Here is a 25,577-nt window from a genome sequence, read left to right on the forward strand (position 1 = left end):
GCTCCGGGGCAGGGAAAAGAGTCCCGCGCCCGTTTTAGGCAACAAAAAACCAGCCACAAGGGCTGGTTTTTATTATTGCATTCAGGCTGCAGATTTACTTTTTGCCTTCAACCCATTTGCCGTCAACGTAGAAAGCGGACCAACCTGTGGCCTTACCGTCTTTCTCCGAAGAGACATACTGCTGTTTGGTTTTACGGCTGAAGCGCACCATCGTTTTGTTGCCTTCGCCATCCGCGACCGGCGCATCCGCCAGGTAACGCAGTTTTTCCGGCAGACGATCCTTGAAGCGGGCCAGCTCTTCTACCAGCGGCGCACGAGTTTCGCGCGATTTAGGGAAGGTATTGGCCGCCAGGAACACGCCGGCAGCACCGTCGCGCAGCACAAAGTAAGCGTCTGACTTTTCGCATGGCAATTCCGGCAACGGAACCGGATCTTCCTTCGGCGGCGCAACATCGCCGTTACGCAGGATCTTACGGGTGTTTTTGCACGTCTCGTTGGTACAACCCATGTACTTACCGAAGCGCCCCATTTTCAGGTGCATTTCGGAACCACATTTGTCGCACTCAACCACCGGGCCGTCATACCCTTTCAGACGGAATTCGCCCTCTTCGATTTCATAGCCGTCACACGCCGGGTTGTTACCGCAGACGTGCAGCTTGCGCTGGTTATCGATCAGGTAGCTGTCCATCGCCGTGCCGCATTTCTGGCAACGATGACGAGCACGCAACGCGTTGGTTTCTGCATCATCCCCTTCGAGGATGTTCAACACTTCCGTTTCCGGCACCAGGTTAATGGTGGTTTTGCAGCGCTCCTTCGGCGGCAGCGCATAGCCGGAACAACCGAGGAACACGCCGGTACTGGCGGTTCGGATACCCATTTTACGGCCGCAGGTCGGGCAATCAATGCTGGTCATGACCATCTGATTCGGGCGCATACCGCCGTCTTCAGGATCTTTCTCCGCCGTTTCCAGCTGTTCGCTGAACTCGGCAAAAAACTCATCCAGCACCGCTTTCCACTCGGCGTGGTTATTGGCTACCTGGTCAAGGCCGTCTTCCATGCGAGCGGTAAAGTCATAGTTCATCAGCTCACGGAAGTTTTCTTCCAGACGGTCAGTAACGATCTCACCCATTTTCTCGGCGTAGAAACGGCGACTTTCGACCCGTACATAGCCACGATCCTGAATGGTCGAGATAATCGATGCATAAGTCGATGGACGGCCGATACCGCGTTTTTCCAGCTCTTTCACCAGCGAGGCTTCGCTGTAACGCGCAGGCGGCTTGGTGAAGTGCTGGCTCGGGATCAGCTTTTGCAGTTCCAGATCGCTGCCTACTTCGACGTACGGCAGAGTGCGGTCTTCATCACCCTTGCGCAAGGCAGGCATCACTTTGGTCCAACCATCGAAGCGCAGCGTACGGCCTTTGGCGCGCAACTGATAATCACCGGCCTTCACCGACAGCGTAGTGGAATCGTACTGCGCCGGCGTCATCTGACAGGCCACAAACTGGCGCCAAATCAACTGATACAGCTTCTGCGCATCCGCTTCCATATCTTTCAACTGCTCGGCCAGCACGTTCACATCCGACGGACGGATAGCTTCGTGCGCTTCCTGCGAGTTTTCTTTGCTGCTGTACTGATTCGGCGCTTTCGGCAGGTACTTGTCGCCGAAATTGTCGCCGATATAACCACGCACCATGTTGAGCGCATCCTGGCTCAGGTTGGTGGAGTCGGTACGCATGTAGGTGATGTGGCCGGCTTCATACAACCGCTGTGCCATCATCATGGTCTTCTTCACGCCAAAACTCAGACGGGTGCTGGCCGCCTGTTGCAGCGTAGAGGTAATGAAGGGTGCGCCAGGCTTGCTGCTGGTAGGTTTGTCTTCGCGATCCAGCACCGTATAACGGGCTTTCTCCAGCAGTTTAAGGGCAGCGTGAGTCTGCTCACGGTTAACCGGTTTGAACGGTTTGTCGTGGGCATGCGTCACTTCCATCTGCAGAGCGACATCATTCTTTGCCAGCAGGTCGGCGTGCAGCTCCCAGTACTCTTCCGGCACAAAGGCTTTGATGTCGCGCTCACGCTCCACCACCAACCGTACCGCAACAGATTGCACGCGCCCGGCAGACAGGCCGCGGGCAATTTTCTTCCACAGCAGCGGCGATACCATGTAACCCACTACGCGGTCCATAAAGCGACGCGCCTGCTGTGCGTTGACACGATCGATATTCAACTCACCCGGCTGTTTGAAGGCCTGTTGGATCGCATTCTTGGTGATTTCGTTGAACACCACGCGGCTAAAGCGTTTGTCGTCACCACCGATCACTTCCCGCAGGTGCCAGGCAATGGCTTCCCCTTCGCGGTCAAGGTCGGTTGCGAGATAAATATGGTCGGCGTTTTCCGCTAACGATTTTAACTCTGCGACAACTTTTTCTTTACCTGGCAGAATTTCATAATCCGCTTTCCAGCCATGATAAGGATCGACGCCCATCCGATTTACCAGCGCCGTTTTCTCATCTTTTTTAACTTTCTTCTTGGCTTTGTCTTCGGTTGAGTCAGCGCTCTTTTTGCTGGCTGAGCCACTGGTCGGCAAATCACGGATATGACCGACGCTGGACTTCACCACGTAGTCATTACCTAAGTATTTATTAATAGTTTTGGCTTTTGCCGGGGACTCAACTATTACGAGAGCTTTACCCATATTTACCTTTACCTAAATTTGTTTCTTCTAAAAAGAAGTCTTTTATCTCGCCGTGCCGCAGCGATTCATCTCTCTTTTTTATATTGCGGCAGTCTGGCAAGAGATCAACATGTTTTTTTCTATTGGCTGCTTAACTGCTCAACCTGAATGCAAGTTGTTGATCCTGCAGACCATTCACTCATGCCCCAGAAGTATGGCTGTGTGAGACTCATTCATGGCGTAAACAAAAACTTCCACCTGACGCCGCAAAATCCCACACTCTACCTGATAAAAAGCGTCACGCAACCTAATTAGCACGGAAAGAGAGATTTCGCCAATCGATGGATACCGCTAGCCATCCAGATGGCAAATAAACCTTAGTCTGTTTGCGGATAAATGCGAACCGGCGTTAGAATACGCGCAGAATTTATGATTGGAGTGTAATAATGCGCATTAATACCATCCCCATTGGCCGCGAGGCCCTGCTGCAAGAAGCAAATAAAATTATTCGACAGCATAGCGATTATCTGCAAGGCATGGTGGCTAACGATGTTGAACAAAAAGGCAGCGTTTTAGTTTTCCGTGGCGAATTCTTTTTGGATCAGGATGGATTACCTACGGTAAAAACCACTGCAGTATTTAATATGTTTAAACATTTGGCCCATGTACTTTCCGAAAAATATCATTTGGTCGATTAAGCAAAAAACGGGGGTTTTAGCCCCCGTTGCGTTTCATCAAAGCGCTTAAAGCAGCGGCTTTTCACCGCGCTGCCACCAACGCAGCAGCAAACGATCGACGCTTTCCGCCGCGCTGCCGGTAAAACGATCCATCAGACGTTTACGGCGCGCATAGCGCACCCCGACCACTTCGTGATTTTCCATTTCGGCGATCAACAGATCGTCGCTGGTGCCAATCGCATCAACCAGCCCTTTATCTTTCGCCTGGGAGCCAAACCAGTGCTCACCGGTCGCCACGCTGTCGATATCCAGCGAAGGCCGTTGCTGATGCACAAATTCTTTAAACAGCTCATGGGTTTCATTCAGATCTTCGCGGAATTTCTCGCGCCCCTGTTCGGTGTTTTCCCCAAACAGCGTCAGCGTGCGTTTGAACTGACCGGCAGTATGCAATTCCACATCAATATCGTTCTTTTTCAGCAGACGGTGGAAGTTGGGGATCTGCGCCACCACGCCGATAGAACCGATGATGGCGAAAGGTGCCGCGACGATGCGATCCGCCACGCAGGCCATCATGTAGCCGCCGCTGGCCGCCACCTTGTCTACCGCTACCGTCAGCCGGATACCACCGGTACGCAAGCGTGCCAACTGCGATGCCGCCAGGCCATAACCGTGCACTACCCCGCCTGGGCTTTCCAACCGTAACAGAACCTCATCCTGCGGGGTTGCCACCGCCAGCACCGCCGAGATTTCCTCACGCAGCGAAGTCACTTCATGGGCATCCATACTGCCTTTGAAATCGAGCACATACAGGCAAGGCTTGGTCGCTTCAACCGCACCGGCCTTAGCACGCTGTTTTTTCAGTTTATCGTCGGCTTTTGTCTGCTTTTTAAACTGCTTGCTCCAGGCCTTTTGTTCCGCATCGCCCATACGCGCCAGGCGCATGTCGCGCTGCATCTCGCGATATTGCTCACCGAGATCGGTAAGCTGCAGTTCCCCTTTGTGCCGAGCCTTGCGTTGCCCGATACTGACCGCCAGCAACGCCAGCGCGGCGATGGCAATCACTACCGTCGCGACTTTGGCCAGAAACAGACCGTAAACAGATATAAACTCCACAGATTCCGCCTTTATTTACAGATTGTTAGTATGATTTCATTCATTCTAGCCAACCGACGCTGTGGCTGTCGCGGCTAAATAAAAATTCCTTGTGGTGCTTCTGTACTATGTGGGCGCCTTTTGACTTAACCAAGCCACCGCTGTTCCATTTTTGTTACAAAAGAATGCCGATTCTGCTGCCCAATCATTGAAAATACGATCCATTTGAGGCATATAACACGCATTATTCATCAACATGATGACCAAATTCGCTGCGGGATCCTGCATGCGGTCGAGCCTTTGCTCCCGCCTGGGTCTCTAAATCCACACCACTCCCCGATGCAAGCGGGAGCAGCCACCACGGCGCGAGGAATTATTGTGCATTACCAACCTAAACACGACCTGCTGGAACAAAGAATCATCCTGGTAACCGGCGCCGGTGACGGCATCGGACGCGAAGCCGCACTCACCTACGCCAAATTTGGCGCCCAACTGGTGCTGCTGGGCCGTACCGAAAGCAAGCTGCGGGCGGTACAAGACGAGATCGCCCGGCTGGGCGGCGCGCCGAGCTTCACCGTCACGCTGGATTTGCTGCACACTACGCAGAAACAGTGCAAACAAGTTGCGGAGGATCTGGCAACCCAGATCCCACGTCTCGACGGTGTTTTGCATAACGCAGGGCTGTTGGGAGATATCGCGCCGATGGCTGACTTGTCGATGGCGATGTGGCACGAAGTCATGCAGGTCAACGTCAACGCGACCTTTATGCTCACCCAGGCGCTGCTGCCGCTGCTGCTGAAATCCAATGCGGGATCGCTGGTATTTACCAGCTCCAGCGTTGGCCGCACGGGGCGAGCCAACTGGGGTGCCTATGCGGTCTCCAAATTTGCCACCGAAGGCATGATGCAGGTATTGGCCGAAGAGTATAAAAGCCGCCATCTTCGGGTAAACTGCATCAATCCTGGCGGAACGCGCACTCAAATGCGCGCATCGGCCTTCCCGAATGAAGATAAAAACAAGCTGAAAACGCCGGCGGATATTATGCCGCTTTACCTCTATTTAATGGGCGATGACAGCCGCCGCAAAACCGGTATGAGCTTCGATGCTCAACCCAATCGTAAACCCGGCGCCGCTGAATAAAGGAGGTTTTATCATGGCCGAAGATCGCCATCAACAACGTCAGCAGCGCCTGAAAGAACAGGTCGACGCTCGTATCGCCGCCGCCCAGCAAGTCCGCGGTTTACTGCTGGTGTTCACCGGCAACGGTAAGGGCAAAACTACTGCGGCGTTCGGTACAGTGACGCGCGCCGTCGGCCACGGCATGAAAGCCGCCGTCATTCAGTTCATCAAAGGCGAATGGCCGAACGGGGAAAAAAACCTGCTGCAGCAGCACGGCGTTGAATTCCAGGTAATGGCAACCGGCTTCACCTGGGAAACCCAGAACAAAGCCGGCGATACCGCAGCCTGTCAGGCCGTATGGCAACACGGCAAACGCATGCTGGCCGACAGCAGCCTGGATCTGGTGCTGTTGGATGAGCTGACCTACATGGTCAGTTACGGTTATCTTGAGTTAGACGAGCTGCTGGAAGCCTTGCGGCAGCGCCCTGCACACCAGACGGTCATTATCACCGGGCGTGGCTGCCACCGAGATCTGTTGGAAATGGCGGATACGGTGACGGAAATGCGGCCGGTGAAACACGCGTTTGACGCGGGTATCATGGCGCAACAGGGAATTGACTGGTAACGAAAAGAAAACGCCGCAGCCCGGAGAGGGTTGCGGCGTAATGATTAGCTGCGCTTGCTTGGCTTGCCAGGCTTGCTGCCCGCTGCACTGCGGCGACCGCTGCCGGCCACCTGGGTGTGGCGCTTAACGGCACGACGGATTTGATTCGCTTTCACGCGACGACGCTCACGCTCCACCGGCATCTTGCTGACGGTTTCAGGCTTCAGCTCAACCAATTCGCGCAGGTAGTTAATCGCCGGCAGTTCCAGCTCGGTCCAACCGCCGCGCGGCAGGCCTTTAGGCAGATCGATATCGCCATAACGCACGCGGATCAGACGGCTGACCTGAACGCCAACCGCTTCCCAAAGACGACGCACCTCGCGGTTACGCCCTTCGGTCAGCGTTACGTTGTACCACTGGTTAATGCCTTCGCCGCCCTGGAAAGTGATGGTGCGGAAAGCGGCCGGGCCGTCTTCCAACTGAACGCCCTTGCTCAGTTGCTTCACTTTTTCATCGTCAATCTGGCCAAATACGCGTACCGCGTATTCGCGCTCGACTTCACGGCTCGGGTGCATCAGACGGTTTGCCAGCTCACCGTCGGTGGTGAACAACAGCAGGCCTGAGGTATTGACGTCCAGACGCCCTACCGCTACCCAGCGAGAACCACGCAGTTTAGGAAGGCGATCAAACACCGTCGGGCGGCCTTCAGGATCGCTACGAGTACAGAGTTCACCTTCCGGCTTGTAATAAGCCAGCACGCGGCAAACCGTTTCTTCGGATTCTTTAATTGAAAGCACATGACCATCCAGGCGAATTTTCATCGCCGCAGTCACTTCAACGCGGTCGCCCAGTTTGGCAATTTTACCGTCAACGCTGACGCGGCCGGCTTCAATTATGGTTTCGATTTCACGACGCGAACCATGGCCGGCGCGCGCTAAAACTTTTTGTAACTTTTCGCTCATTGAGCAACCTCTAGTGTCGCCTTCACAGGCGTCGGGGGGATGACCACTGCGGCGACACGCACCACAGCGGTAACAATACGTTTACTTGGATCGAACCGCGTATTATACAGGCTTTCAATAGGGTTGGAACCCTCTTTATTACCCGGTCGATTATCGAAATCTATTAACCGCGGGCTCAGACCCGCATCAGGTTAAACAAGGCAACAGGTTAATCGCCAAGAAAGTTAACCACCTCCCGATACACTTCATCAGGCCGTTCGAGTATCCCCAGGTGCGTTCGGGCATGTTCCAGCCGCAAGACCGAGAAGAACGGATACTCGGCAGCAAAAGCCTGCTGTTGCTTCAGGTAATTTTCATCGCGATCCAGCGAGTAAATATGCCGGCACGGCAGCGGCGAACCAAGTTCGCTCAACCGGTCAAGCGGCGATTGATATTGCCGATAAGCGTGTTCTATCGCCACGCCGGCGGCCTGCCAGAGACGGAAGTCCTCACGGGCCATTTCAACGGTCAGATGCTGCTTCACCGGCTGATGGTCAACCCCACCTTGCCAGAAGGCAAACAGTGCATCGCGAGCCGCCAGCCATTGCTCTGGCCGTTGCATTTGCTGCACCGACTGGAAAAATGCCGGCGTGGGTGGCGTCATGATCCAATCGAGAAATACCAGGCCTTTGATCTGCTGCGGCATCCGCTCTGCCAAAGCGACGGCAATCCAACTGGCATGTGCCACCGAAAGCGTCACAAAACTTTCCACCTGCAGAGCAGCCAACAGATGAGGGATGTCCGCCAGCAAATCTTCGGCACCAAGCGAAAGCGCGTCATCACAGGAAGACAGGCCGTGCCCACGCCAGTCGAGGCTAATCACCCGGTATCGCTCACTCGCCAGCGCGCTGAAGGGTTCAAATACCGTTTTTGGCTCACACCAGCCGGGCAGCAAGACCAGCGTCAACGGGCCGAAACCGGAATCATGATAATCGAGGGAGTGGGTACCAAAGTGAAACGCTGTCATTTTGCCTCCTGAAGCGTCATGCCCTCAAAGCGGTTAAGAGGGCTTGTGCGCAGGAAGTAAACTGACAGCGTTTGACGATTTAATCTATTGAAGAACGGGCTAAAAAACGGGGAACGCACCAAATGAAAATATACGCACCAAACGAACAGATTTAGTGCCTTTCACAAGGATAAGCGGCGGTTAACGCCAGCATGATCACTGAGGGGGCAGAATAATGCAGCTGCTCCGGATGTTCATTTAAATAATGCATTACCGCATCGGCAGCCATGCCTACGCTCATGCCGGCATCCGGGCAAATATTACGATTGCCCTGCATCGAATAGGTGTCAAAGACGCCGGCCACATAGCCCATAAACATTCCGCCATCGAGGGCTTCGGCAACGGTAGCCGCCCCATTTTTATTTTTCACATAGCCGCCGGTTTCAGACAGCAAAGCGTTGCCGGAATAAAAACCGGCATTGGCCGCAGAAGAAAACAATAAGACCGCTAAAAGAGAACCCCGTATAATCATCGCTACGCATCCTGCCTATTTTCAGTTTTCGACACTGTAGAATAGCGGCTTTCACGACAAATGACGTCGTTTCAGCCACTTTTCAGAAAAATGAGCAACCGCAGCAGCGATAAGATCAACGGAATGGCGTTGTGTCGCCCGCACCTTCACGCACCACTTCCGGCGCCGACTCGGTCAGATCAATCACCGTGGTCGGCTGCTGGCCCAGGAAACCGCCGTGGATCACCAGATCTACCTGTTTGCCCAGATGTTCGCCGATCTCTTCCGGATCGGATTCGGCGAAATCGTTACCCGGTAACATCAGCGTGGTCGACATCATCGGCTCGTTCAGCACTTCCAACAGCGCCAACGCAATCGGGTTCGAAGGCACGCGCAGACCTATGGTTTTGCGTTTGTCATTCATCAGCCGGCGTGGCACTTCTTTGGTCGCTTTCAGGATGAAGGTGTAGTTGCCGGGCGTGTTGTTTTTGATCAAACGGAATGCGGTATTGTCGACATGGGCGTAAGTCGAGAGTTCGGACAAATCGCGGCACATCAGCGTAAAGTTGTGGTTACCGTCCAACTGGCGAATACGGCAGATGCGTTCCATAGCCGATTTTTCTTCCAGCTTGCAGCCCAGCGCGTAACCGGAATCGGTGGGGTAAACAATCACCCCGCCTTTGCGCAGCACGTCCACCGCCTGGTTGATCAGACGCGGTTGAGGATTATCTGGATGAATATAAAAAAGCTGACTCATGACTTGCTCCTAAAAACGATGCACGCAGGCGCATCCGCCTGCGTTAAATCAATATACTGCTGCCTGCTGCGGTTGCGGCCAGTCACGCCACACCGGCTCAACGCCACCGGGTAACCACAGTTTACGGCCCAGTTCGATCCACGAGCAGGGCTGATGAAAATCCGACCCCTGCGACGCCAGTAATTGATACTCTTGCGCGTATTTCGCCAGTTGCGAACGCTCATGCGGTGCTTGCTGGCACTGGGCCACTTCCATCGCGTCGCCGCCATGTTCGGCAAAATGCGCAAACAGTCGCTTCAGCCATTTAGCCGTCAGATCGTAACGGCCCGGATGCGCGATCACCGCCTGCCCGCCAGATTGATGAATCGCATCAATGGCTTGTTCTATTGTACACCACTGTGGCGGAACATAACCGGTTTTGCCTTTGGCCAGATATTTCTTGAACACCTGCGCCATGTTGTCGGCAATGCCGATCTGCACCAGATAACGTGCAAAATGCCCACGGGTCACCGCTCCGCCGTCAGCCAGTTTTTGTGCGCCTTCGAAGGCGCCATCGATACGCGCCTTTGCCAGCCGAACGCCAATTTCCTGCGCCCGCAGGTTGCGACGTTCGGTTTGTTCGGCCAACAGTTGCACCATCGCCGCGTGGGCGATATCAATCCCCAGGCCGACGATATGAATCTCGTGGTTTTCCCACAGCGTGGAGATTTCTACCCCGTTCACCAGTTGCAACGGCAGCGACAACTCGGCAATCGTGGCGGCGGCGGCGGCCAGCCCATCGGTGGTGTCGTGGTCGGTGATGGCCAATACGCCAACCCGCATTTCAACCGCCCGTTGCACCAGCTGCGCCGGCGTCAGATAGCCGTCGGAGGCGGTGGTATGGCTGTGGAGGTCGTAAAGGGTAAACGCGGAAGGCTGGGGGTTGCTGTCTGTCAAAAGAAATATCCGGCAATGGCTTGGCCTTCTATCATACCCGCGATCGGCGGCCGGACGGAAATCTATTCTGGATTGCGCACGTCCCCCCTGATGAAAATAACTCATGCTTGCCGCTAAAACATTGTGTAAAAAGAGGGTTGACTTTATTCTCATGAACCAGTTAACTAGTACACAAGTTCAGGGGCATTCCCTGGTTGGATGATAATCGAGAGAGCAAAGATATGAATAAGCAAACTTCTCTTCTTCGTTGGTGGCGTACTTCCCTTTCGCGGGCGGTGTAATCACGCATACCTGTCATCTGACACTGCAGATTCCCTAAGCCCGCTGGTAATGCGGGCTTTTTTATGGACAAAATCTAACTGGAACCACCCATGATGAACATCAAACCACAACTCACACTGCTAAAGGCGGAAACCAGCTACCGGGGCGATCCGACGACCATTTTCCACCAGTTGTGCGGCGCGCGCCCGGCCACCCTGCTGCTGGAATCTGCCGAGATAAACAGCAAGCAAAACCTCCAAAGCCTGCTGGTGATCGACAGCGCCCTGCGCATCACTGCACTGGGCCGCAGCGTCACGCTGCAGGCGCTGACCGCCAACGGCGCGGCGATGCTGCCGCTGCTCGATGAAACGCTGCCGGCAGAAGTGCAGATTCAGGTACGCCCAAACGGCCGCGAACTGACCTTCCCGGCCATTGACGCGGTGCAGGATGAAGATGCCCGCCTGCGCTCGCTGTCAGTATTTGACGCGTTGCGCACGCTGTTGACACTGGTTGACGCCCCGGCGGACGAACGTGAAGCCGTCATGCTCGGCGGTCTGTTTGCCTATGACCTGGTCGCCGGTTTTGAAGACCTGCCGGCACTGCGCCAGGATCAACGTTGCCCGGACTTCTGCTTCTATCTGGCGGAAACCCTGCTGGTGCTGGACCACCAGCGCGGCGTCGCCCGTCTGCAGGCCAGCGTGTTTACCGCCGACACGGCGGAGGAACAGCGTCTGCAGCAGCGTCTTGAGCAGTTGCAGGCCCAGTTGAAGCAGACCCCGCAACCCATTCCGCATCAGAAACTGGAAAACATGCAGTTGAGCTGCAACCAGACCGATGAGGAATACAGCGCCGTGGTCAGCGAGCTGCAGCAGGCCATTCGCCAGGGCGAGATTTTCCAGGTGGTGCCATCACGCCGCTTCTCGCTGCCATGCCCGGCCCCGCTGGCGGCCTATCAAACGTTGAAAGACAGCAACCCAAGCCCTTACATGTTCTTTATGCAGGACGACGAATTCACGCTGTTCGGCGCCTCTCCGGAAAGCGCGTTGAAATACGACGCAAGCAACCGTCAGATCGAAATTTACCCTATCGCCGGTACCCGCCCGCGTGGCCGCCGCGCCGATGGCTCGCTGGATCTGGATCTCGACAGCCGCATCGAGTTGGAAATGCGCACCGATCACAAAGAGCTGGCCGAGCATCTGATGCTGGTCGATCTGGCGCGCAACGATCTGGCGCGCATCTGCCAGGCCGGCAGCCGCTACGTGGCGGACCTGACCAAAGTGGATCGCTACTCTTTCGTGATGCACCTGGTTTCCCGTGTGATCGGCACCTTGCGTGCAGACCTTGACGTGTTGCACGCCTACCAGGCCTGCATGAACATGGGGACCCTGAGCGGTGCGCCCAAGGTTCGCGCCATGCAACTGATCGCCGCTTCTGAAGGCTCCCGTCGCGGTAGCTACGGCGGCGCAGTGGGCTATTTCACCGCCACCGGCGACCTGGATACCTGTATTGTCATCCGCTCGGCGTATGTTGAAGACGGTATCGCCACCGTGCAAGCCGGCGCCGGCGTGGTGCTGGATTCTGTTCCTCAGGCGGAAGCCGATGAAACCCGTAATAAGGCGCGTGCCGTGCTGCGTGCCATTGCCAGCGCGCACCAAGCCAAGGAGGTGTTCTGATGGCCGATATCTTACTGCTCGATAACGTTGATTCCTTTACCTATAACCTGGTCGATCAGTTGCGTGCCAGCGGCCACCAGGTAGTGATTTATCGCAACCAGATTTCCGCAGACGTGATTATCGAGCGTCTGCAACAGATGGCGCAACCGGTGCTGATGCTGTCCCCCGGCCCGGGGACGCCGTCCGAAGCCGGCTGCATGCCGGAACTGCTGCAACGCCTGCGCGGCCAGATGCCGATTATCGGCATCTGTCTGGGGCACCAGGCGATCGTGGAAGCTTACGGTGGCCACGTCGGCCAGGCGGGCGAGATCCTGCACGGCAAAGCTTCGGCCATTAGCCACGATGGCGAAGGCATGTTTGCCGGTATGGTGAACCCGCTGCCGGTGGCCCGTTACCATTCGTTGGTCGGCAGCAATATCCCGGCCGAACTCACCGTTAACGCCCGCTTTGGCGACATGGTGATGGCAGTACGTAATGACCGGCATCGCGTATGTGGTTTCCAGTTCCATCCGGAATCGATCCTCACCACCCACGGCGCGCGTTTGCTTGAGCAAACTCTGGCCTGGGCGCTGGCGAAATAATAAGGGAAACGACGATGCAACCTATTCTTGAAAAACTGTACCGCTCAGAGTCGATGAGCCAAGAAGAAAGCCAGCAATTGTTCAGCGCCATCGTGCGCGGTGAGCTGGAGCCTAGCCAACTGGCAGCGGCACTGATCAGCATGAAAATCCGCGGTGAGCGCCCGGAAGAGATTGCCGGTGCGGCCAAAGCCCTGCTGGCCGATGCCCTGCCGTTCCCGCGCCCGGACTATCCGTTTGCCGATATTGTCGGTACCGGCGGCGACGGCACCAACAGTATCAATATCTCTACCGCCAGCGCTTTCGTGGCGGCGGCATGCGGCGCCAAAGTGGCGAAACACGGCAACCGCAGTGTCTCCAGCCGTTCCGGTTCTTCGGACCTGTTGGCGGCGTTCGGCATTCGCCTGGATCTGCCGGCGGCAGAGTCCCGCCAGGCGCTGGATGAACTGGGCGTGTGCTTTCTGTTTGCACCGCAGTATCACACCGGTTTCCGCCATGCGATGCCAGTACGCCAACAGTTGAAAACCCGCACGGTATTTAACGTACTCGGCCCGTTGATCAACCCGGCACGTCCACCGCTGGCGCTGATCGGCGTTTACAGCCCGGAGCTGGTGCTGCCGATAGCCCAAACCCTGCGGGTGCTGGGTTATCAGCGTGCAGCGGTGGTGCACGGCGGCGGCATGGACGAAGTGGCGATCCACACCGCGACCCACGTGGCGGAGCTGAACAACGGTGAAATTGAAAGCTACCAACTGACGCCGGAGTCCTTTGGGCTGCAACGCTACCCGCTGGAGGCCCTGCAGGGCGGATCGCCGGAAGAAAACCGTGACATTCTGGCACGGTTGTTACAAGGTAAAGGCGACCCGGCGCACGCCGCAGCGGTAGCGGCTAACGTGGCGCTGTTACTGAAGTTATTCGGGCATGAAGACCTGCGCCAAAATGCGCGGCAGGCACTGGACATGATTCACAGCGGGCAAGCTTACGAGCGCGTCACCGCACTGGCAGCAAGAGGATAAATGATGCAGGAAACCGTGCTCAACAAGATTGTTCGTGATAAAGCGCAATGGGTCGCAGCACGACAGCAACAACAGCCACTGGCCAGCTTTCGCAATGAAATCGTCCCAAGCGAACGCGGCTTTTATCATGCGCTGCAAGGGGCCAGAACGGCGTTTATTCTTGAATGCAAAAAAGCGTCCCCTTCCAAAGGCTTGATCCGCGAAAACTTTGATCCGGTCGAAATCGCTTCGGTCTACAAGGATTTCGCGTCGGCCATCTCGGTGCTGACCGATGAGAAGTATTTTCAGGGCAGTTTCGATTTCCTGCCGCTGGTCAGCAAAACGGTGACCCAGCCGGTGCTGTGCAAAGATTTTATTATCGATCCGTACCAGATCTACCTGGCGCGGTTCTATCAGGCCGATGCCATCCTGCTGATGTTGTCGGTACTGGACGACGAACAATACCGCCAGTTGGCGGCCGTGGCGCACAGCCTGAACATGGGCGTGCTGACCGAAGTGATCAGCGAAGAAGAACTGCAACGGGCGATCGCGTTGGAAGCGCGTGTGGTCGGCATCAATAACCGTGACCTGCGGGATTTGAGCATCGATCTGGATCGCACTCGCCAACTTGCGCCACGCGTGCCGCACGGTGTAACGGTGATCAGCGAATCCGGCATCAACAATTACGGCCAAATCCGCGAACTGAGCCACTTCGCCAACGGCTTCCTGATCGGCAGCGCGCTGATGTCGGAAACCGATCTGCGCGCCGCCGTGCGTCGGGTAACGCTGGGCGACAATAAAGTCTGCGGGCTGACCCGTCCGCAGGATGCCGCAGCCGCCTATCAGGCCGGCGCCGTCTACGGCGGGCTGATTTTTGTCGGGCGTTCGCCGCGCTATGTCGACATCAACCGCGCCCGCGAAGTGATTGCCGGTGCGCCGTTGAAATACGTCGGCGTGTTCTGCGATGCGCAAGTGGAAACCCTGGTGCAAACCGTCGAACGCCTTGATCTTCAAGCGGTGCAGTTGCACGGTACGGAAGATCAAATCTATATCGACGCCCTGCGCGCCAAACTGCCTGCCGCCTGCCAGATTTGGAAAGCGCTGAGCGTGAAAGACAGCTTGCCGGCGCGTGACCTGCAACACGTCGACCGCTATCTGCTGGATAACGGCGCAGGCGGCACCGGCCAGCGTTTCGACTGGTCGGTATTGCACGGCCAAAACCTGGGTAACGTGATGCTGGCGGGCGGTCTGAGCGCAGACAACTGCGTTGACGCGGCCAAACTCGGCTGCGCCGGGCTGGACTTTAACTCCGGCGTTGAGAGCCAGCCCGGGATTAAAGACCCTGCCCGCCTGGCGGCGGTGTTCAAGACCCTGCGCGCCTACTGAATCAAATATACCCAATAGATTTCAAGGCACAGGAAGGCGGTAAGAGAGCGAATCCCCGGGAGCTTACTCAGGTAAATGACTGGGGGTGAAAGAACGCAACCAACGCACCTGCGGTTTGAAAGATGAAGGGTAGACAATTTAACGGATAATAACGGGAACTATAATGACGCTGCTTAACCCCTACTTCGGCGAATTTGGTGGCCAATATGTGCCGCAGATTCTGATGCCGGCATTAAAACAACTGGAAGAGGCCTTCGTCAGCGCACAGCGCGACCCTGAATTCCAGGCCGAGTTTATCGATCTGCTGAAAAACTACGCCGGCCGCCCGACGGCGCTGACGCTGTGCAAAAACCTCACCGCCGGCACCAAAACCAAGCTGTATCTGAAGCGTGAAGATTTGCTGCACGGCGGCGCGCACAAAACCAACCAGGTGCTGGGGCAAGCATTGCTGGCCAAGCGCATGGGCAAAACCGAAATCATCGCCGAAACCGGTGCCGGTCAGCATGGCGTAGCCTCCGCTCTGGCCTGTGCGCTGCTCGGTCTGAAATGTCGTATCTACATGGGCGCCAAAGATATTGAACGCCAGTCGCCGAACGTGTTCCGCATGCGCCTGATGGGTGCGGAAGTGATCCCGGTGCACAGCGGTTCCTCCACGCTGAAAGATGCCTGCAACGAAGCGCTGCGCGACTGGTCCGGCAGCTATGAAACCGCCCACTATATGCTGGGCACCGCAGCCGGCCCGCACCCGTATCCGACCATCGTGCGTGAGTTCCAGCGCATGATCGGCGAAGAAACCAAAGCGCAGATGCTGGAGCGCGAAGGTCGCCTGCCGGACGCCGTTCTGGCCTGCGTCGGTGGCGGTTCCAATGCTATCGGCATGTTTGCCGACTTTATCGATGACGTCAGCGTTGGCCTGATCGGCGTGGAACCCGCCGGTCTCGGTATCGAAACCGGCCAACACGGCGCGCCGCTGAAGCATGGCCACGTCGGTATCTATTTCGGTATGAAAGCGCCGATGATGCAGACCTCAGAAGGCCAGATCGAGGAATCCTACTCCATTTCCGCCGGGCTGGACTTCCCGTCCGTCGGGCCACAGCACGCCTATCTGAACAGCATTGGCCGTGCCGAGTATGTGTCAATTACCGACGACGAAGCGCTGGATGCCTTCAAGGCCTTGTCGCGCAGCGAAGGCATTATCCCGGCGCTGGAATCCTCCCACGCCCTGGCGCACGCGCTGAAAATGATCCGTGAAACGCCGCAGAAAGAACAGATTCTGGTGGTTAACCTGTCCGGCCGCGGCGACAAAGACATATTTACCGTTCACGACATACTGAAAGCTCGGGGAGAAATCTGATGGAACGTTATCAGCAACTGTTCAAACGTCTGGAAAGCAACAAGGAAGGCGCCTTCGTCCCGTTTGTCACCCTGGGCGACCCAAACCCGGCGCTGTCGCTGCAGATTATCGATACTCTGGTTGAAGCCGGCGCCGATGCGCTGGAGCTGGGCATTCCGTTCTCCGATCCGCTGGCCGACGGCCCGACTATCCAGAGCGCTGCGCTGCGTGCTTTCGCCTCCGGCGTGACGCCGACCCAGTGTTTTGAAATGCTGGCCGCCATTCGTCAAAAGCACCCGACCATTCCTATCGGCCTGCTGATGTACGCCAACCTGGTGTTTCATAAAGGCATCGATGCGTTTTACCAGCGTTGCGCCGAAGTCGGCGTGGATTCGGTGCTGATTGCCGACGTGCCATTTGAAGAGTCTGCGCCCTTCCGTGCCGCCGCCACGCGCCACGGCATCGCCCCTATCTTTATCTGCCCGCCAAACGCAGACGACGATTTGTTGCGCGAGATCTCTTCACACGGTCGGGGTTATACCTACCTGCTGTCGCGTGCCGGCGTTACCGGCACCGAAAGCCGTGCCCAACTGCCCCTGCATCATCTGGTGAACAAACTGCGCGAATACCATGCCGCACCGCCGCTGCAGGGATTCGGCATTTCCGAGCCTGCGCAGGTACGTGATGCACTGCAGGCCGGCGCCGCCGGTGCGATCTCCGGTTCGGCGATCGTCAAAATTATCGAGCAAAATCAGGCGCAGCCGGCAGAAATGCTGACTCGGCTGGCGAACTTTGTCAGCGAAATGAAAGCCGCGACCCGCATCTGATCCTCCCTGCGGCGGGCGTGATGGAGCGCGCCCGCCGATAACATCTTGTTTCCTCTCAGGGTTGTTCGATTTTTTTACATCTAAAATTTGAACAAACCCGCTTATTGACTCACACTTGAAGGTGCCCGTTGCAGATTTCTGCATTTTGCGGAAATACTGAACGTTTTCAGGTAATAACCTGAATGTAGTTTCAACAATAACATTGCATGGAGAGTAATTTATGAAGCTATTTAAAACCCTTTCGGCCTTATGCATGGCAGCCGTTGTGGCATTCGCAGTAAGTGCCTGCGCGCCGACAGCGAAATCCGAGGGGACTGGCGGTTATATCGACGATACGGTAATCACTACCAAGGTGAAGTCAGCGCTGCTGGCGGATAAAACCATCAAATCCAGAGAAATCAGCGTCGAAACCTTCAAAGGTCGCGTGCAACTGAGCGGTTTTGTCAGCTCAGGCGCCGACGCCAATCGAGCAGTGCAGGTAACGCGCGGCGTAGCGGGTGTGAAATCCGTCGAGAACGTCATGCAACTCAAATAACGATCGCAGGGAGGCATTGCGCCTCCCTGTCTCGGTCATCCTCAGAAGCGATAACCTGCCCCGAACATAAACACCCAAGGATCCAACCGCGTATCAATGCTGTGATGATTGCCGTTGGCATCGTCAAAGCGGGTTTTGGTCTCGATATTCATCCACCACACCGACATATTCAACATCCAGTGTTCATCAAGGTTGTAATCCAGACCCGCCTGCGCAGCGACACCCCAGGAGTCTTTCAGACTCAGATTACTCAGCCCGGCCCCTTTGCCATTGTCATTGAACTTTTCATCGAAGAAAGTGGTGTAGTTCACGCCAAGCCCCAGATAGGGGCGCAGTTTGTCCTGCTTGTCGCCAAAGTAATATTGCGCCATCAGACTCGGCGGCAGATCGCGCACCGTGGCGATATTGCCGTTCACTGCAGCGCCGTTCAACGACACCTTATGGCGGAACGGCGTCGCCGCCAGCAGCTCCACGCCAATATTGTCCGTCACCATATAGCCGAAGGTCAGACCGAGCTGGGTATTATTATCGACATTGAAGGATCCCTGCCCCAGTACGTCGTCCGATCCTGCATTAGGCCGTACCGTCGCCGCACCCGCGCGGAAAAGAAAATCACCCGCCTGATGCGCACTTGCCAACATAGGGGCCATCATGGCCACCAAAACCGCCAGAGTTGTCTTTTTCATTATCCATTCCATTTGTATGGTTACTGTTCGGAAGGGAATATACCTACTTACGGGTATTTATGATCCCATCGGGATCACATCTTATGTGTAAATTTTTTAATTCCTACCAAAAACAAGGTTACCTAAGGGACTAATAAATCGAGGATTGATCTGAATCAAAAAATGCATTTTGTTGCAAAACATCTGCATGTTCAAACTTCAGTTGCTAAAAAAACAGCCACTGAGTAATTTCATTATCCGTGTTGGTTTTGGTGGGTGCCGTCAGGAGTCGGCGCGATCAAGATGAGCGAAATCCTTAATCCCTGTGTCAGTTGCGGTGCATGCTGCGGCTATTTTCGAGTGTCATTCTATTGGGCCGAAGCGGAAGATGGCGGCGGTGTAGTCCCTGCATCTCTTACCGAACCCTTAACTCCCTTTTTGCGCTGCATGCAGGGGACCAACGGCAAGTCCCCGCGTTGTACCGCTCTCGAGGGTGAAATCGGCAAGGCCGTCTCCTGCTCCATTTACCTCAATCGCCCCAGCCCTTGTCGCGAGTTCGATCAGTCCGGAGAAAACGGCCTGCGCAACGAAGCCTGCGATCGCGCTCGCGAGCGTTATGGTCTGCCACCGCTGCCGGTTCCCTTACCCTTGTCGCTGCCAATCACGGTGATTGCCGAAGAAATAGCCGCAGTGCAACTCCCGGGGTGCCACAGCGACGCGGAACAGGGTACAATCGCCCACTGATTTTGCTATATACCTATGAATTTCAAGTTGCAGCCAACAATGCCGCAACTTGAAAAGTGATGGATATATCTTTGTTTCTCGACGCCAAGGAGTCTGCATGCCTATCACGGCCAACACGTTGTACCGTGACAGTTTTAACTTTTTCCGTAATCAACTGACCAGCATCCTGATGCTGGCGCTGTTGACCGCGTTCATTTCTGTGCTGCTCAATCAGGTTTTTAGCCCTGACGTCGAACAGTTGAAGATCTTGTCCGCGACGGAAGGCGATTTTACGGCATCCGCCGGAATGGGGATCCAGGAAATCATTCAGCAAATGACGCCCGAGCAGCAGATGGTGTTATTGAAGGTGTCAGCTGCCGCCACTTTCTCCGCGTTGGTGGGCAACGTGTTGCTGGTTGGCGGGATGCTGACGCTGATTCGCCTGGTTTCCCAGGGGCAACGTATCAGCGCGTTGCGCGCTATCGGCGCTTCTGCGCCGGAATTGCCGCGTTTGCTGTTGCTGCTGTTTATCTGCACTCTGCTGATTCAGTTAGGCTTGACGCTGTTCGTCGTGCCGGGCGTGATCATGGCGATCGCCTTCTCGCTTGCGCCGGTCATCAGCACCGCCGACAAAAAAGGCGTGTTCGCTTCGATTAAACTGAGCTGTAAACTGGCCTTCGCCAATGCGCGCGTGATTGTGCCCGCCATGATGTTGTGGCTGGCCGCCAAGCTGCTGGTGTTGTTCATGGTGAGCCACCTTTCGGTGCTGACCCCGAATGTCGCCAGCGTAGTGCTTACCGCGCTGAGCAACCTGGTTTCCGCCCTGTTGCTGATTTACCTGTTCCGTCTGTATATGCTGCTGCGCAGTTGATCTGCCCGCAGTAACTAAAAGGGCACGCCGAAGCGTGCCCTTTTTGCTTATGGAACCGCTGCCGTCTCAGCCTGTTCCTTGCTCTGAATCAGCTTCAACGCCAGATACAAATCCGGCACCAGAATCAATTCACGATCGCGTCCCAGCCGATTGATGCGGAACCAGCGCGTCAGCTCGGTCCGCCGCCCCGCCAATACCAACTTCACGTTACGCTGTAACAAATCGCGCTTCAGTTCATCTATCGCCGCCAGAACGCTGATATCCGCGTGGGTAAAGCTGGCGACGGCATCCACCACCACCCAACGCGGCTGAAACGGCGTGCTGTCCACCAGATTCAGGATCCGGCGCTTGAAATACGCCACGTTAAAATAGGTTAATGGCGAGTTGAAGCGGTACATCATCACGCCGGGTACTGCCTTGACGCCGTTGTTGTTGCCCATTGAGTGGATCATGCCCTCGTCGTTCACACCCAGCAGTTGCTCCGTTGGGCGAAACACCGTGCGCAGAAACTGCATCAGCCCCAGCAATACCGCCAGGCCGATGCCGCTGATCACCCCCACCAGCAGCACGCACAGGAAAGTGAACATCGCCAACATGAAGGCCTGCGCATTGCGGCGACGCATGATCCAGATGCCCCGAAAATCCAGCAACGACCAGGCGGCATACATCAGCACTACGCCTAACCCCGCCACCGGAATAAACTGCAGCGGCGCCATCAGGAACAACAGCACGAAAGCAATCACCCCCGCTGCAATGATCGACACCAATTGGCTCTTGCCGCCGTTGGCATCGTTAACCGCAGTACGGGAATCCGCCCCGCTGATGGCAAACCCCTGAGAAAGCGCCGAAACGATATTCACCAGCCCCAGCGCGCGAAACTCAGCGTCGGCATTCACCTCATAGCCGTTCTTCGCCGCAAAACTGCGAGCGGTCAGCATCATGCTGACAAAACTGACTACCGCCAGGTTGAGCGCCGGAATGACCATGTCTCGCAGCAAACCCGGCTGGAAATCCGGCCACTGGACTATCGGCAGTGCATCGCTAAAACCGCCCACCGTCACCACGCCATGCTGCTGCAACCCGCCAATCCAGGTGACGAAAGCCGCCAATATGATGGCAAACAGCGGTGCCGGCCAGTTAGGGCGCCATTTTTTAAACCCCAGCAGCGTGACCAGCGTCAGCAGCGACACCGCCATGGTCAGCCAGTCGCTATGCATCAGGTTGCCCGGCAGCGCGTAAATGCGCTCAATCAACTGCGCAGGATGAACGCCAAAACCGAGAACCTTGCCGATCTGATCGACCATAATGGTGATCGCCACGCCGTTCAGCAGCCCGCTGAGTATCGGCCGGGAGAGCAGATCCGCCAGTGCGCCCAGTTTGAAACGGCTAGCCAACAGGCACCAGGTGCCCATCATTGCCGTCATCATGATGGTAAGCTGCCAGTGCCGTTCCATATTACCCGCCGCCAGCGGCGTCACTACTGCGGCTATCACGGCGCAGGTGGCGGCGTCCGGCCCGACAATAAGCTGGCGCGATGATCCGAAAAACGCGTAAGCGACCATCGGCAAAATACAGGAGTACAATCCCACCACCGGGCTGACCCCGGCCAGTTCGGCGTAAGCAATCGCCACCGGCAATGCCACCGCGGCGACGGAGAGCCCGGCGCGTATATCCGGCTTAAGCCAACTGCGTTGATACCCTAATAAATGCGCCAAACCGGGCGTCAGCGCCTGGAGAGATTTCCACTGCATAAACTGTTTTCCGTTATAAATTATCAGGCTATTATTACGCGCATCATGAGATGCCGGTGCCCTGTTGGCAAGCAGCCCGCCGCTAACTCGCGACCTCAATCGTAAGTTTATGCAAATTCCTGCTTTCATGGCAGAAATCCGGCGGCCAAACGCCGATAATCAGCGCCTCCCAGCGGTACACAGAGCCCGCCGAATCCGGTATAGTCGGCCGATGAACAGATGATGGATTGATTTATGAAGCAGTTTCTTGATTTCCTCCCGTTAATTGTCTTTTTTGCTTTTTATAAGCTCTACGATATCTACGTCGCTTCCGGCGCGTTGATTGTCGCTACCGCGCTGGCGCTGGTGTTCACCTGGATCAAATACCGCAAGGTCGAGAAGATGACGCTGATCACCTTCCTGATGGTACTGGTGTTCGGCACCCTGACGTTGGTATTCCATAACGATTTGTTTATCAAATGGAAAGTTACGGTCATCTACAGCCTGTTTGCGTTGGCGTTGCTGATCAGCCAACTGGTGCTCAAGAAGCCACTGGTCCAGCGCATGCTGGGTAAAGAGCTGACGCTGCCGGACAAGGTGTGGAGCAATCTCAACCTGGCCTGGGCGGTGTTCTTCCTGCTTTGTGGCCTGGCGAATATCTACGTCGCCTTTTGGCTGCCGCAAAGCGTTTGGGTTAACTTTAAAGTGTTCGGCCTGACGGCCCTGACGCTGGTGTTTACCCTGCTCAGCGGTATTTATATTTATCGGCACATGCCGGAAGAACAGAAAAAATAGTTACAAAATTGTTAATGCCCGCAGCGCTTGCTGCGGGCAGTATAATGAAAACCCTTCTTTGATAAGCAGACGGCTATGACTCAACAACGACCTTTACCCAGTGGCGAGATGGTACTGAGAACGCTGGCGATGCCGGCAGATACCAATGCCAACGGTGATATTTTTGGCGGCTGGCTGATGTCGCAAATGGATATTGGCGGCGCTATTCAGGCGAAAGAAATCGCCGAAGGACGCGTGGTGACAGTGCGTGTCGACGGCATGACCTTCCTGAAACCGGTCGCAGTGGGTGACGTGGTTTGCTGCTATGCGCAGTGTATCCGCACCGGCCGCAGTTCTATCACCATCAATATCGAAGTGTGGGTGAAGAAGGTGTCCTCTGCGCCTATCGGCCAACGCTACCGTGCAACCGAGGCGGTATTTACCTACGTCGCGGTGGACGACGAGGGTAACTCGCGCGCTCTGCCCGATGGCAAAATGAACTTCCGCGTCGGCTTTGAAGAATAGCTGAAACGCAGGCAACAAAAAGGGTCGCTTCGGCGACCCTTTTTGTTGGCGCCAACGTCGATATCAGTTCATCTCCGTGGTGCCGTTCATTTTAAAGCGGATAGTCATGGTGAGATTCTTCGCTTCCTTGGCTTCATAACGCCACTTGCGCATTGCCTGTTTCACTTCACGCTCGAACATATTGCGTGGTTCAGCAGACAAAATGCGCACGTTACTCAAACGGCCATCGCTGTCGACATCAAACTGCACCCGCACATTACCTTCAATCTGCAAAGCTCGGGCGCGCGGCGGATAAATCGGATCGGCGCGGCTGATGGGTTTCGGCCCCACATCACGCGAGTTCCCCTGAACCGGGGCAGACGGCCCCTGCTTAACCGGTGCTTTATCAATCGGCTTGGCCGGTTGGTTATTCTCAAACGGTGATGGCTCGCGCGGCTCGGTTTTCTGCGGTTCGCGTTTGACCGTTTTTTCGACCTTCGGCTTCGGTTTCGGCTTCGGTTTGGGTTTTACCGGCTCAGGTTTCAGTATCGCCTTCGGCGGTGGCTCAGGAAGTGGTTCCGGCTCCGGTTCAGGCTCCACCTGCGGTTCTGGCTCAGGCTCGGCGGGTGCCGGCGGCGGCGGTTCCGCCATCGCGGCGGTATTGACCATCATGGCGCTGATTGGCGCATCCTCCGGTTTCGGCAGTTCCATGACCTCTTTGACAGAAGCATAGAGCAACCCCACCACCAGGGCGCTGTGTAAGCCAACGGACAGGACAATCGGCACGGACAAACGGCGATTAAGGAACATCTTTTTTAGCGGCATAATGATTCTGTTTCCTCTGGTTCGCCAAGTTTAAATGCAAATAGCAATCATATTCAATAACGAATGGCGAACTATCGCTTTAATCGTCATTATTCATCGCTAAAACCTGAAAACTCATAAGGATATTAACCTTTCATTTGCTTTTTTACTGCGGATTTCACACGCGCTATTAACCTGGCTTACCGCGAAAAAACCAAAAAACCCGCCGTAGCGGGTCATTTTTCACCAATGCGGCGTTATTCTTCATCACCGTAGTACAACACACCCAGTTTTATCAGGGGTCGCCCCTGCGCTTTGCGATGCAGGTTGGTATCACGCAACGAATACACGCAACCGCAATACTCCTGCTGGTAAAAGCGTTCGCGCTTGCTGATTTCTATCATTCGGGACGCGCCGCCTTTTTTGCGCCAGTTGTAATCCCAATACTGCAAGTCAGGATATTTTTCTGCCGCGCGGACGCCGCAGTCGGTGATTTGCTGCATATTCTTCCAGCGGGAAATACCCAGCGAGCTGGAGATGGTGTCATAGCCATGCTCATGCGCGTACAACGCGGTGCGCTCGAAACGCATATCGAAACACATGGTGCAACGGATCCCACGCTCTGGCTCGTTTTCCATGCCTTTGGCGCGGGCAAACCAGTTATCGGTATCGTAATCGGCGTCAATAATGGGTATCCCATGTTGCTCGGCAAAGCGAATGTTCTCTTCCTTGCGCAGCAGATACTCTTTTTGCGGGTGAATATTAGGATTATAGAAAAAAATGGCGTATTCGATGCCGGAGGCCTGAATGGCTTCCATCACCTCGCCGGAACAAGGCGCGCAGCAGGAGTGCAGCAACAGCTTGCTTTTGCCCTCAGGCAAGTCGAGTTTATCCCTAACCAGTTCCGTCATTTCCTCACCTCTCACACAGGAGTTCAATTCATCGCGCGGCCGCACTATACGAATAAAAACTAGCTGCTTCAAGGCATAAGCGCCAGCTGCAGATAAATTCCCCCGGCCGGGCATTCCCATGACGCGCCTTTTGCGCTACTTTGAATTACCCCTTCTATATTAATGATTTTAAAGGTGAAACATGCTTTATCTGATCTACGCGCAGGATGTCCCCAACTCATTGGAAAACCGTCTGTCGGTGCGGCCGGCGCATCTGGCGCGCCTGCAGACGCTGCGGGATGAAGGCCGTCTGGTGGTTGCCGGCCCAAATCCGGCTATCGACAGCAACGATCCGGGCAGTGCGGGATTCAGCGGTTCTACGGTGATTGCGGAATTCGCCTCGCTGGCGGATGCCCAGGCCTGGGCTGAACAGGATCCCTACGTCGCCGCCGGCGTTTATGGCGACGTGACGGTAAAACCCTTCAAGCAGGTGTTTTAGGGAGTGATCAAGTAAACCCACTGTTTTCCATAATAACGGGTTGCACAGTTACAAGTCCGGGTCACATCAGGTGGTCCATGACGTATTTCTCCCCCCGTCTCAGAATGAACGATACCGTAAAAAAAAAGCCAGCACGGAGTGGCTGGCTAAAGGGTTCTTCGAGGGAATATCTTGTCCGATAACCCTACGCTTTCCTGTTTCGCCCCGCCAGCTAT

Annotated in this window: 24 protein-coding genes, 1 pseudogene and 1 other annotated feature; of the genes and pseudogenes, 14 read left to right on the forward strand and 11 right to left on the reverse strand. The window is 55.6% G+C overall.

The window, feature by feature from the left end; all coding sequences use genetic code 11:
- Positions 1-94 precede the first annotated feature (94 nt).
- A complete protein-coding gene (gene topA / locus JK621_RS12225; protein ID WP_212560034.1) occupies positions 95-2,692 on the reverse strand; it encodes a type I DNA topoisomerase in 2,598 nt (865 codons plus the stop codon).
- A gap of 425 nt (positions 2,693-3,117) precedes the next feature.
- On the opposite strand from topA, the gene JK621_RS12230 reads away from it, so the two are divergent.
- Complete coding sequence (locus tag JK621_RS12230) at positions 3,118-3,369, forward strand: YciN family protein (protein WP_212560035.1); 252 nt, start codon at positions 3,118-3,120, stop codon at positions 3,367-3,369.
- A 45-nt stretch (positions 3,370-3,414) separates the two neighbouring features.
- On the opposite strand, the gene sohB is transcribed toward JK621_RS12230, so the two are convergent.
- On the reverse strand, positions 3,415-4,461 hold the full coding sequence (sohB, locus tag JK621_RS12235) for a protease SohB (RefSeq protein WP_212560036.1): 1,047 nt from the start codon (positions 4,459-4,461) through the stop codon (positions 3,415-3,417).
- A gap of 357 nt (positions 4,462-4,818) precedes the next feature.
- On the opposite strand from sohB, the gene JK621_RS12240 reads away from it, so the two are divergent.
- Entirely contained in the window at positions 4,819-5,580 is a 762-nt protein-coding gene (locus tag JK621_RS12240) for a YciK family oxidoreductase (protein WP_212560037.1), read from the forward strand.
- Between the two features lie 13 nt (positions 5,581-5,593).
- Positions 5,594-6,184, forward strand: coding sequence for a cob(I)yrinic acid a,c-diamide adenosyltransferase (cobO, locus tag JK621_RS12245; protein ID WP_126483062.1), 591 nt, complete (start codon positions 5,594-5,596; stop codon positions 6,182-6,184).
- Positions 6,185-6,228: 44 nt separating this feature from the next.
- Here cobO and rluB read toward each other — a convergent pair whose 3' ends face one another.
- The 5 genes from rluB to rnm all read right to left on the reverse strand — a co-directional run bounded on the left by rluB (position 6,229) and on the right by rnm (position 10,314).
- The gene (rluB, locus tag JK621_RS12250; protein WP_006321138.1) at positions 6,229-7,125 is read right to left on the reverse strand and encodes a 23S rRNA pseudouridine(2605) synthase RluB; all 897 of its coding nucleotides are present in this window, start codon (positions 7,123-7,125) and stop codon (positions 6,229-6,231) included.
- A 208-nt stretch (positions 7,126-7,333) separates the two neighbouring features.
- Entirely contained in the window at positions 7,334-8,131 is a 798-nt protein-coding gene (locus tag JK621_RS12255) for an alpha/beta fold hydrolase (protein WP_212560038.1), read from the reverse strand.
- 151 nt (positions 8,132-8,282) lie between these two features.
- Positions 8,283-8,642, reverse strand: a complete 360-nt coding sequence (locus JK621_RS12260) for a Rap1a/Tai family immunity protein (protein WP_212560039.1) — start codon at positions 8,640-8,642, stop codon at positions 8,283-8,285.
- A gap of 115 nt (positions 8,643-8,757) precedes the next feature.
- Positions 8,758-9,378, reverse strand: coding sequence for an L-threonylcarbamoyladenylate synthase (locus JK621_RS12265; RefSeq protein WP_212560040.1), 621 nt, complete (start codon positions 9,376-9,378; stop codon positions 8,758-8,760).
- A gap of 48 nt (positions 9,379-9,426) precedes the next feature.
- A complete protein-coding gene (gene rnm / locus JK621_RS12270; RefSeq protein ID WP_212560041.1) occupies positions 9,427-10,314 on the reverse strand; it encodes an RNase RNM in 888 nt (295 codons plus the stop codon).
- A 242-nt stretch (positions 10,315-10,556) separates the two neighbouring features.
- Positions 10,557-10,660, forward strand: a sequence feature (Trp leader region).
- A gap of 25 nt (positions 10,661-10,685) precedes the next feature.
- On the opposite strand from rnm, the gene JK621_RS12275 reads away from it, so the two are divergent.
- The 6 genes and pseudogenes from JK621_RS12275 to JK621_RS12305 all read left to right on the forward strand — a co-directional run bounded on the left by JK621_RS12275 (position 10,686) and on the right by JK621_RS12305 (position 17,902).
- On the forward strand, positions 10,686-12,248 hold the full coding sequence (locus JK621_RS12275) for an anthranilate synthase component 1 (RefSeq protein WP_212560042.1): 1,563 nt from the start codon (positions 10,686-10,688) through the stop codon (positions 12,246-12,248).
- Positions 12,248-13,842, forward strand: a pseudogene (gene trpD / locus JK621_RS25375) (bifunctional anthranilate synthase glutamate amidotransferase component TrpG/anthranilate phosphoribosyltransferase TrpD). Before JK621_RS12275 ends, trpD begins: the two are co-directional and overlap by 1 nt.
- A gap of 3 nt (positions 13,843-13,845) precedes the next feature.
- A complete protein-coding gene (gene trpCF, locus JK621_RS12290) occupies positions 13,846-15,207 on the forward strand; it encodes a bifunctional indole-3-glycerol-phosphate synthase TrpC/phosphoribosylanthranilate isomerase TrpF (RefSeq protein WP_212560192.1) in 1,362 nt (453 codons plus the stop codon).
- 163 nt (positions 15,208-15,370) lie between these two features.
- Positions 15,371-16,561, forward strand: coding sequence for a tryptophan synthase subunit beta (gene trpB, locus JK621_RS12295; RefSeq protein ID WP_004945250.1), 1,191 nt, complete (start codon positions 15,371-15,373; stop codon positions 16,559-16,561).
- On the forward strand, positions 16,561-17,367 hold the full coding sequence (trpA, locus tag JK621_RS12300; RefSeq protein ID WP_126483080.1) for a tryptophan synthase subunit alpha: 807 nt from the start codon (positions 16,561-16,563) through the stop codon (positions 17,365-17,367). The genes trpB and trpA overlap by 1 nt, the downstream gene beginning before the upstream one ends.
- A gap of 220 nt (positions 17,368-17,587) precedes the next feature.
- Positions 17,588-17,902: a BON domain-containing protein gene (locus tag JK621_RS12305; protein WP_212560045.1), complete on the forward strand. Its 315-nt coding sequence runs from the start codon at positions 17,588-17,590 to the stop codon at positions 17,900-17,902.
- Between the two features lie 41 nt (positions 17,903-17,943).
- Here the strand turns inward: JK621_RS12305 and ompW are convergent, their stop codons facing one another.
- Positions 17,944-18,588 (reverse strand): outer membrane protein OmpW, encoded by a 645-nt coding sequence (ompW, locus tag JK621_RS12310; RefSeq protein WP_212560046.1) that lies wholly within the window; start codon positions 18,586-18,588, stop codon positions 17,944-17,946.
- A gap of 282 nt (positions 18,589-18,870) precedes the next feature.
- Between ompW and JK621_RS12315 the strand changes: the two genes are divergently transcribed.
- Together JK621_RS12315 and JK621_RS12320 are read left to right on the forward strand one after the other, a co-directional pair.
- Complete coding sequence (locus tag JK621_RS12315) at positions 18,871-19,311, forward strand: YkgJ family cysteine cluster protein (RefSeq protein ID WP_212560047.1); 441 nt, start codon at positions 18,871-18,873, stop codon at positions 19,309-19,311.
- Positions 19,312-19,408: 97 nt separating this feature from the next.
- The gene (locus JK621_RS12320) at positions 19,409-20,161 is read left to right on the forward strand and encodes a YciC family protein (protein WP_212560048.1); all 753 of its coding nucleotides are present in this window, start codon (positions 19,409-19,411) and stop codon (positions 20,159-20,161) included.
- 47 nt (positions 20,162-20,208) lie between these two features.
- Here JK621_RS12320 and JK621_RS12325 read toward each other — a convergent pair whose 3' ends face one another.
- Positions 20,209-21,912, reverse strand: a complete 1,704-nt coding sequence (locus JK621_RS12325) for a SulP family inorganic anion transporter (protein ID WP_212560049.1) — start codon at positions 21,910-21,912, stop codon at positions 20,209-20,211.
- Between the two features lie 234 nt (positions 21,913-22,146).
- Between JK621_RS12325 and JK621_RS12330 the strand changes: the two genes are divergently transcribed.
- Positions 22,147-22,686: a septation protein A gene (locus JK621_RS12330; RefSeq protein ID WP_212560050.1), complete on the forward strand. Its 540-nt coding sequence runs from the start codon at positions 22,147-22,149 to the stop codon at positions 22,684-22,686.
- Positions 22,687-22,761: 75 nt separating this feature from the next.
- A complete protein-coding gene (gene yciA, locus JK621_RS12335; protein WP_004945276.1) occupies positions 22,762-23,190 on the forward strand; it encodes an acyl-CoA thioester hydrolase YciA in 429 nt (142 codons plus the stop codon).
- Positions 23,191-23,253: 63 nt separating this feature from the next.
- Here yciA and tonB read toward each other — a convergent pair whose 3' ends face one another.
- Positions 23,254-23,994 carry a TonB system transport protein TonB gene (gene tonB / locus JK621_RS12340; protein WP_212560051.1) on the reverse strand — a complete coding sequence of 247 codons (741 nt, stop codon included), beginning with the start codon at positions 23,992-23,994 and terminating at the stop codon, positions 23,254-23,256.
- 236 nt (positions 23,995-24,230) lie between these two features.
- A complete protein-coding gene (locus JK621_RS12345) occupies positions 24,231-24,884 on the reverse strand; it encodes an epoxyqueuosine reductase QueH (RefSeq protein ID WP_013813154.1) in 654 nt (217 codons plus the stop codon).
- A 181-nt stretch (positions 24,885-25,065) separates the two neighbouring features.
- Between JK621_RS12345 and JK621_RS12350 the strand changes: the two genes are divergently transcribed.
- On the forward strand, positions 25,066-25,362 hold the full coding sequence (locus JK621_RS12350) for a YciI family protein (RefSeq protein WP_212560052.1): 297 nt from the start codon (positions 25,066-25,068) through the stop codon (positions 25,360-25,362).
- Positions 25,363-25,577 lie beyond the last annotated feature (215 nt).

Source organism: Serratia plymuthica, assembly GCF_018336935.1.
In the GTDB taxonomy this organism is placed as follows: Bacteria; Pseudomonadota; Gammaproteobacteria; order Enterobacterales; family Enterobacteriaceae; genus Serratia; species Serratia plymuthica_B.

Coding starts and splice junctions, on each gene's coding strand:
- yciA (WP_004945276.1), top strand. CDS start 22,762: ATGACTCAACAACGACCTTTACCCAGTGGCGAGATGGTACTGAGAACG.
- trpCF (WP_212560192.1), top strand. CDS start 13,846: ATGCAGGAAACCGTGCTCAACAAGATTGTTCGTGATAAAGCGCAATGG.
- JK621_RS12330 (WP_212560050.1), top strand. CDS start 22,147: ATGAAGCAGTTTCTTGATTTCCTCCCGTTAATTGTCTTTTTTGCTTTT.
- JK621_RS12260 (WP_212560039.1), bottom strand. CDS start 8,642: ATGATTATACGGGGTTCTCTTTTAGCGGTCTTATTGTTTTCTTCTGCG.
- JK621_RS12350 (WP_212560052.1), top strand. CDS start 25,066: ATGCTTTATCTGATCTACGCGCAGGATGTCCCCAACTCATTGGAAAAC.
- tonB (WP_212560051.1), bottom strand. CDS start 23,994: ATGCCGCTAAAAAAGATGTTCCTTAATCGCCGTTTGTCCGTGCCGATT.
- ompW (WP_212560046.1), bottom strand. CDS start 18,588: ATGAAAAAGACAACTCTGGCGGTTTTGGTGGCCATGATGGCCCCTATG.
- JK621_RS12345 (WP_013813154.1), bottom strand. CDS start 24,884: ATGACGGAACTGGTTAGGGATAAACTCGACTTGCCTGAGGGCAAAAGC.
- JK621_RS12275 (WP_212560042.1), top strand. CDS start 10,686: ATGATGAACATCAAACCACAACTCACACTGCTAAAGGCGGAAACCAGC.
- rluB (WP_006321138.1), bottom strand. CDS start 7,125: ATGAGCGAAAAGTTACAAAAAGTTTTAGCGCGCGCCGGCCATGGTTCG.
- trpA (WP_126483080.1), top strand. CDS start 16,561: ATGGAACGTTATCAGCAACTGTTCAAACGTCTGGAAAGCAACAAGGAA.
- JK621_RS12320 (WP_212560048.1), top strand. CDS start 19,409: ATGCCTATCACGGCCAACACGTTGTACCGTGACAGTTTTAACTTTTTC.
- trpB (WP_004945250.1), top strand. CDS start 15,371: ATGACGCTGCTTAACCCCTACTTCGGCGAATTTGGTGGCCAATATGTG.
- JK621_RS12230 (WP_212560035.1), top strand. CDS start 3,118: ATGCGCATTAATACCATCCCCATTGGCCGCGAGGCCCTGCTGCAAGAA.
- JK621_RS12265 (WP_212560040.1), bottom strand. CDS start 9,378: ATGAGTCAGCTTTTTTATATTCATCCAGATAATCCTCAACCGCGTCTG.
- JK621_RS12305 (WP_212560045.1), top strand. CDS start 17,588: ATGAAGCTATTTAAAACCCTTTCGGCCTTATGCATGGCAGCCGTTGTG.
- JK621_RS12325 (WP_212560049.1), bottom strand. CDS start 21,912: ATGCAGTGGAAATCTCTCCAGGCGCTGACGCCCGGTTTGGCGCATTTA.
- topA (WP_212560034.1), bottom strand. CDS start 2,692: ATGGGTAAAGCTCTCGTAATAGTTGAGTCCCCGGCAAAAGCCAAAACT.
- JK621_RS12315 (WP_212560047.1), top strand. CDS start 18,871: ATGAGCGAAATCCTTAATCCCTGTGTCAGTTGCGGTGCATGCTGCGGC.
- JK621_RS12255 (WP_212560038.1), bottom strand. CDS start 8,131: ATGACAGCGTTTCACTTTGGTACCCACTCCCTCGATTATCATGATTCC.
- cobO (WP_126483062.1), top strand. CDS start 5,594: ATGGCCGAAGATCGCCATCAACAACGTCAGCAGCGCCTGAAAGAACAG.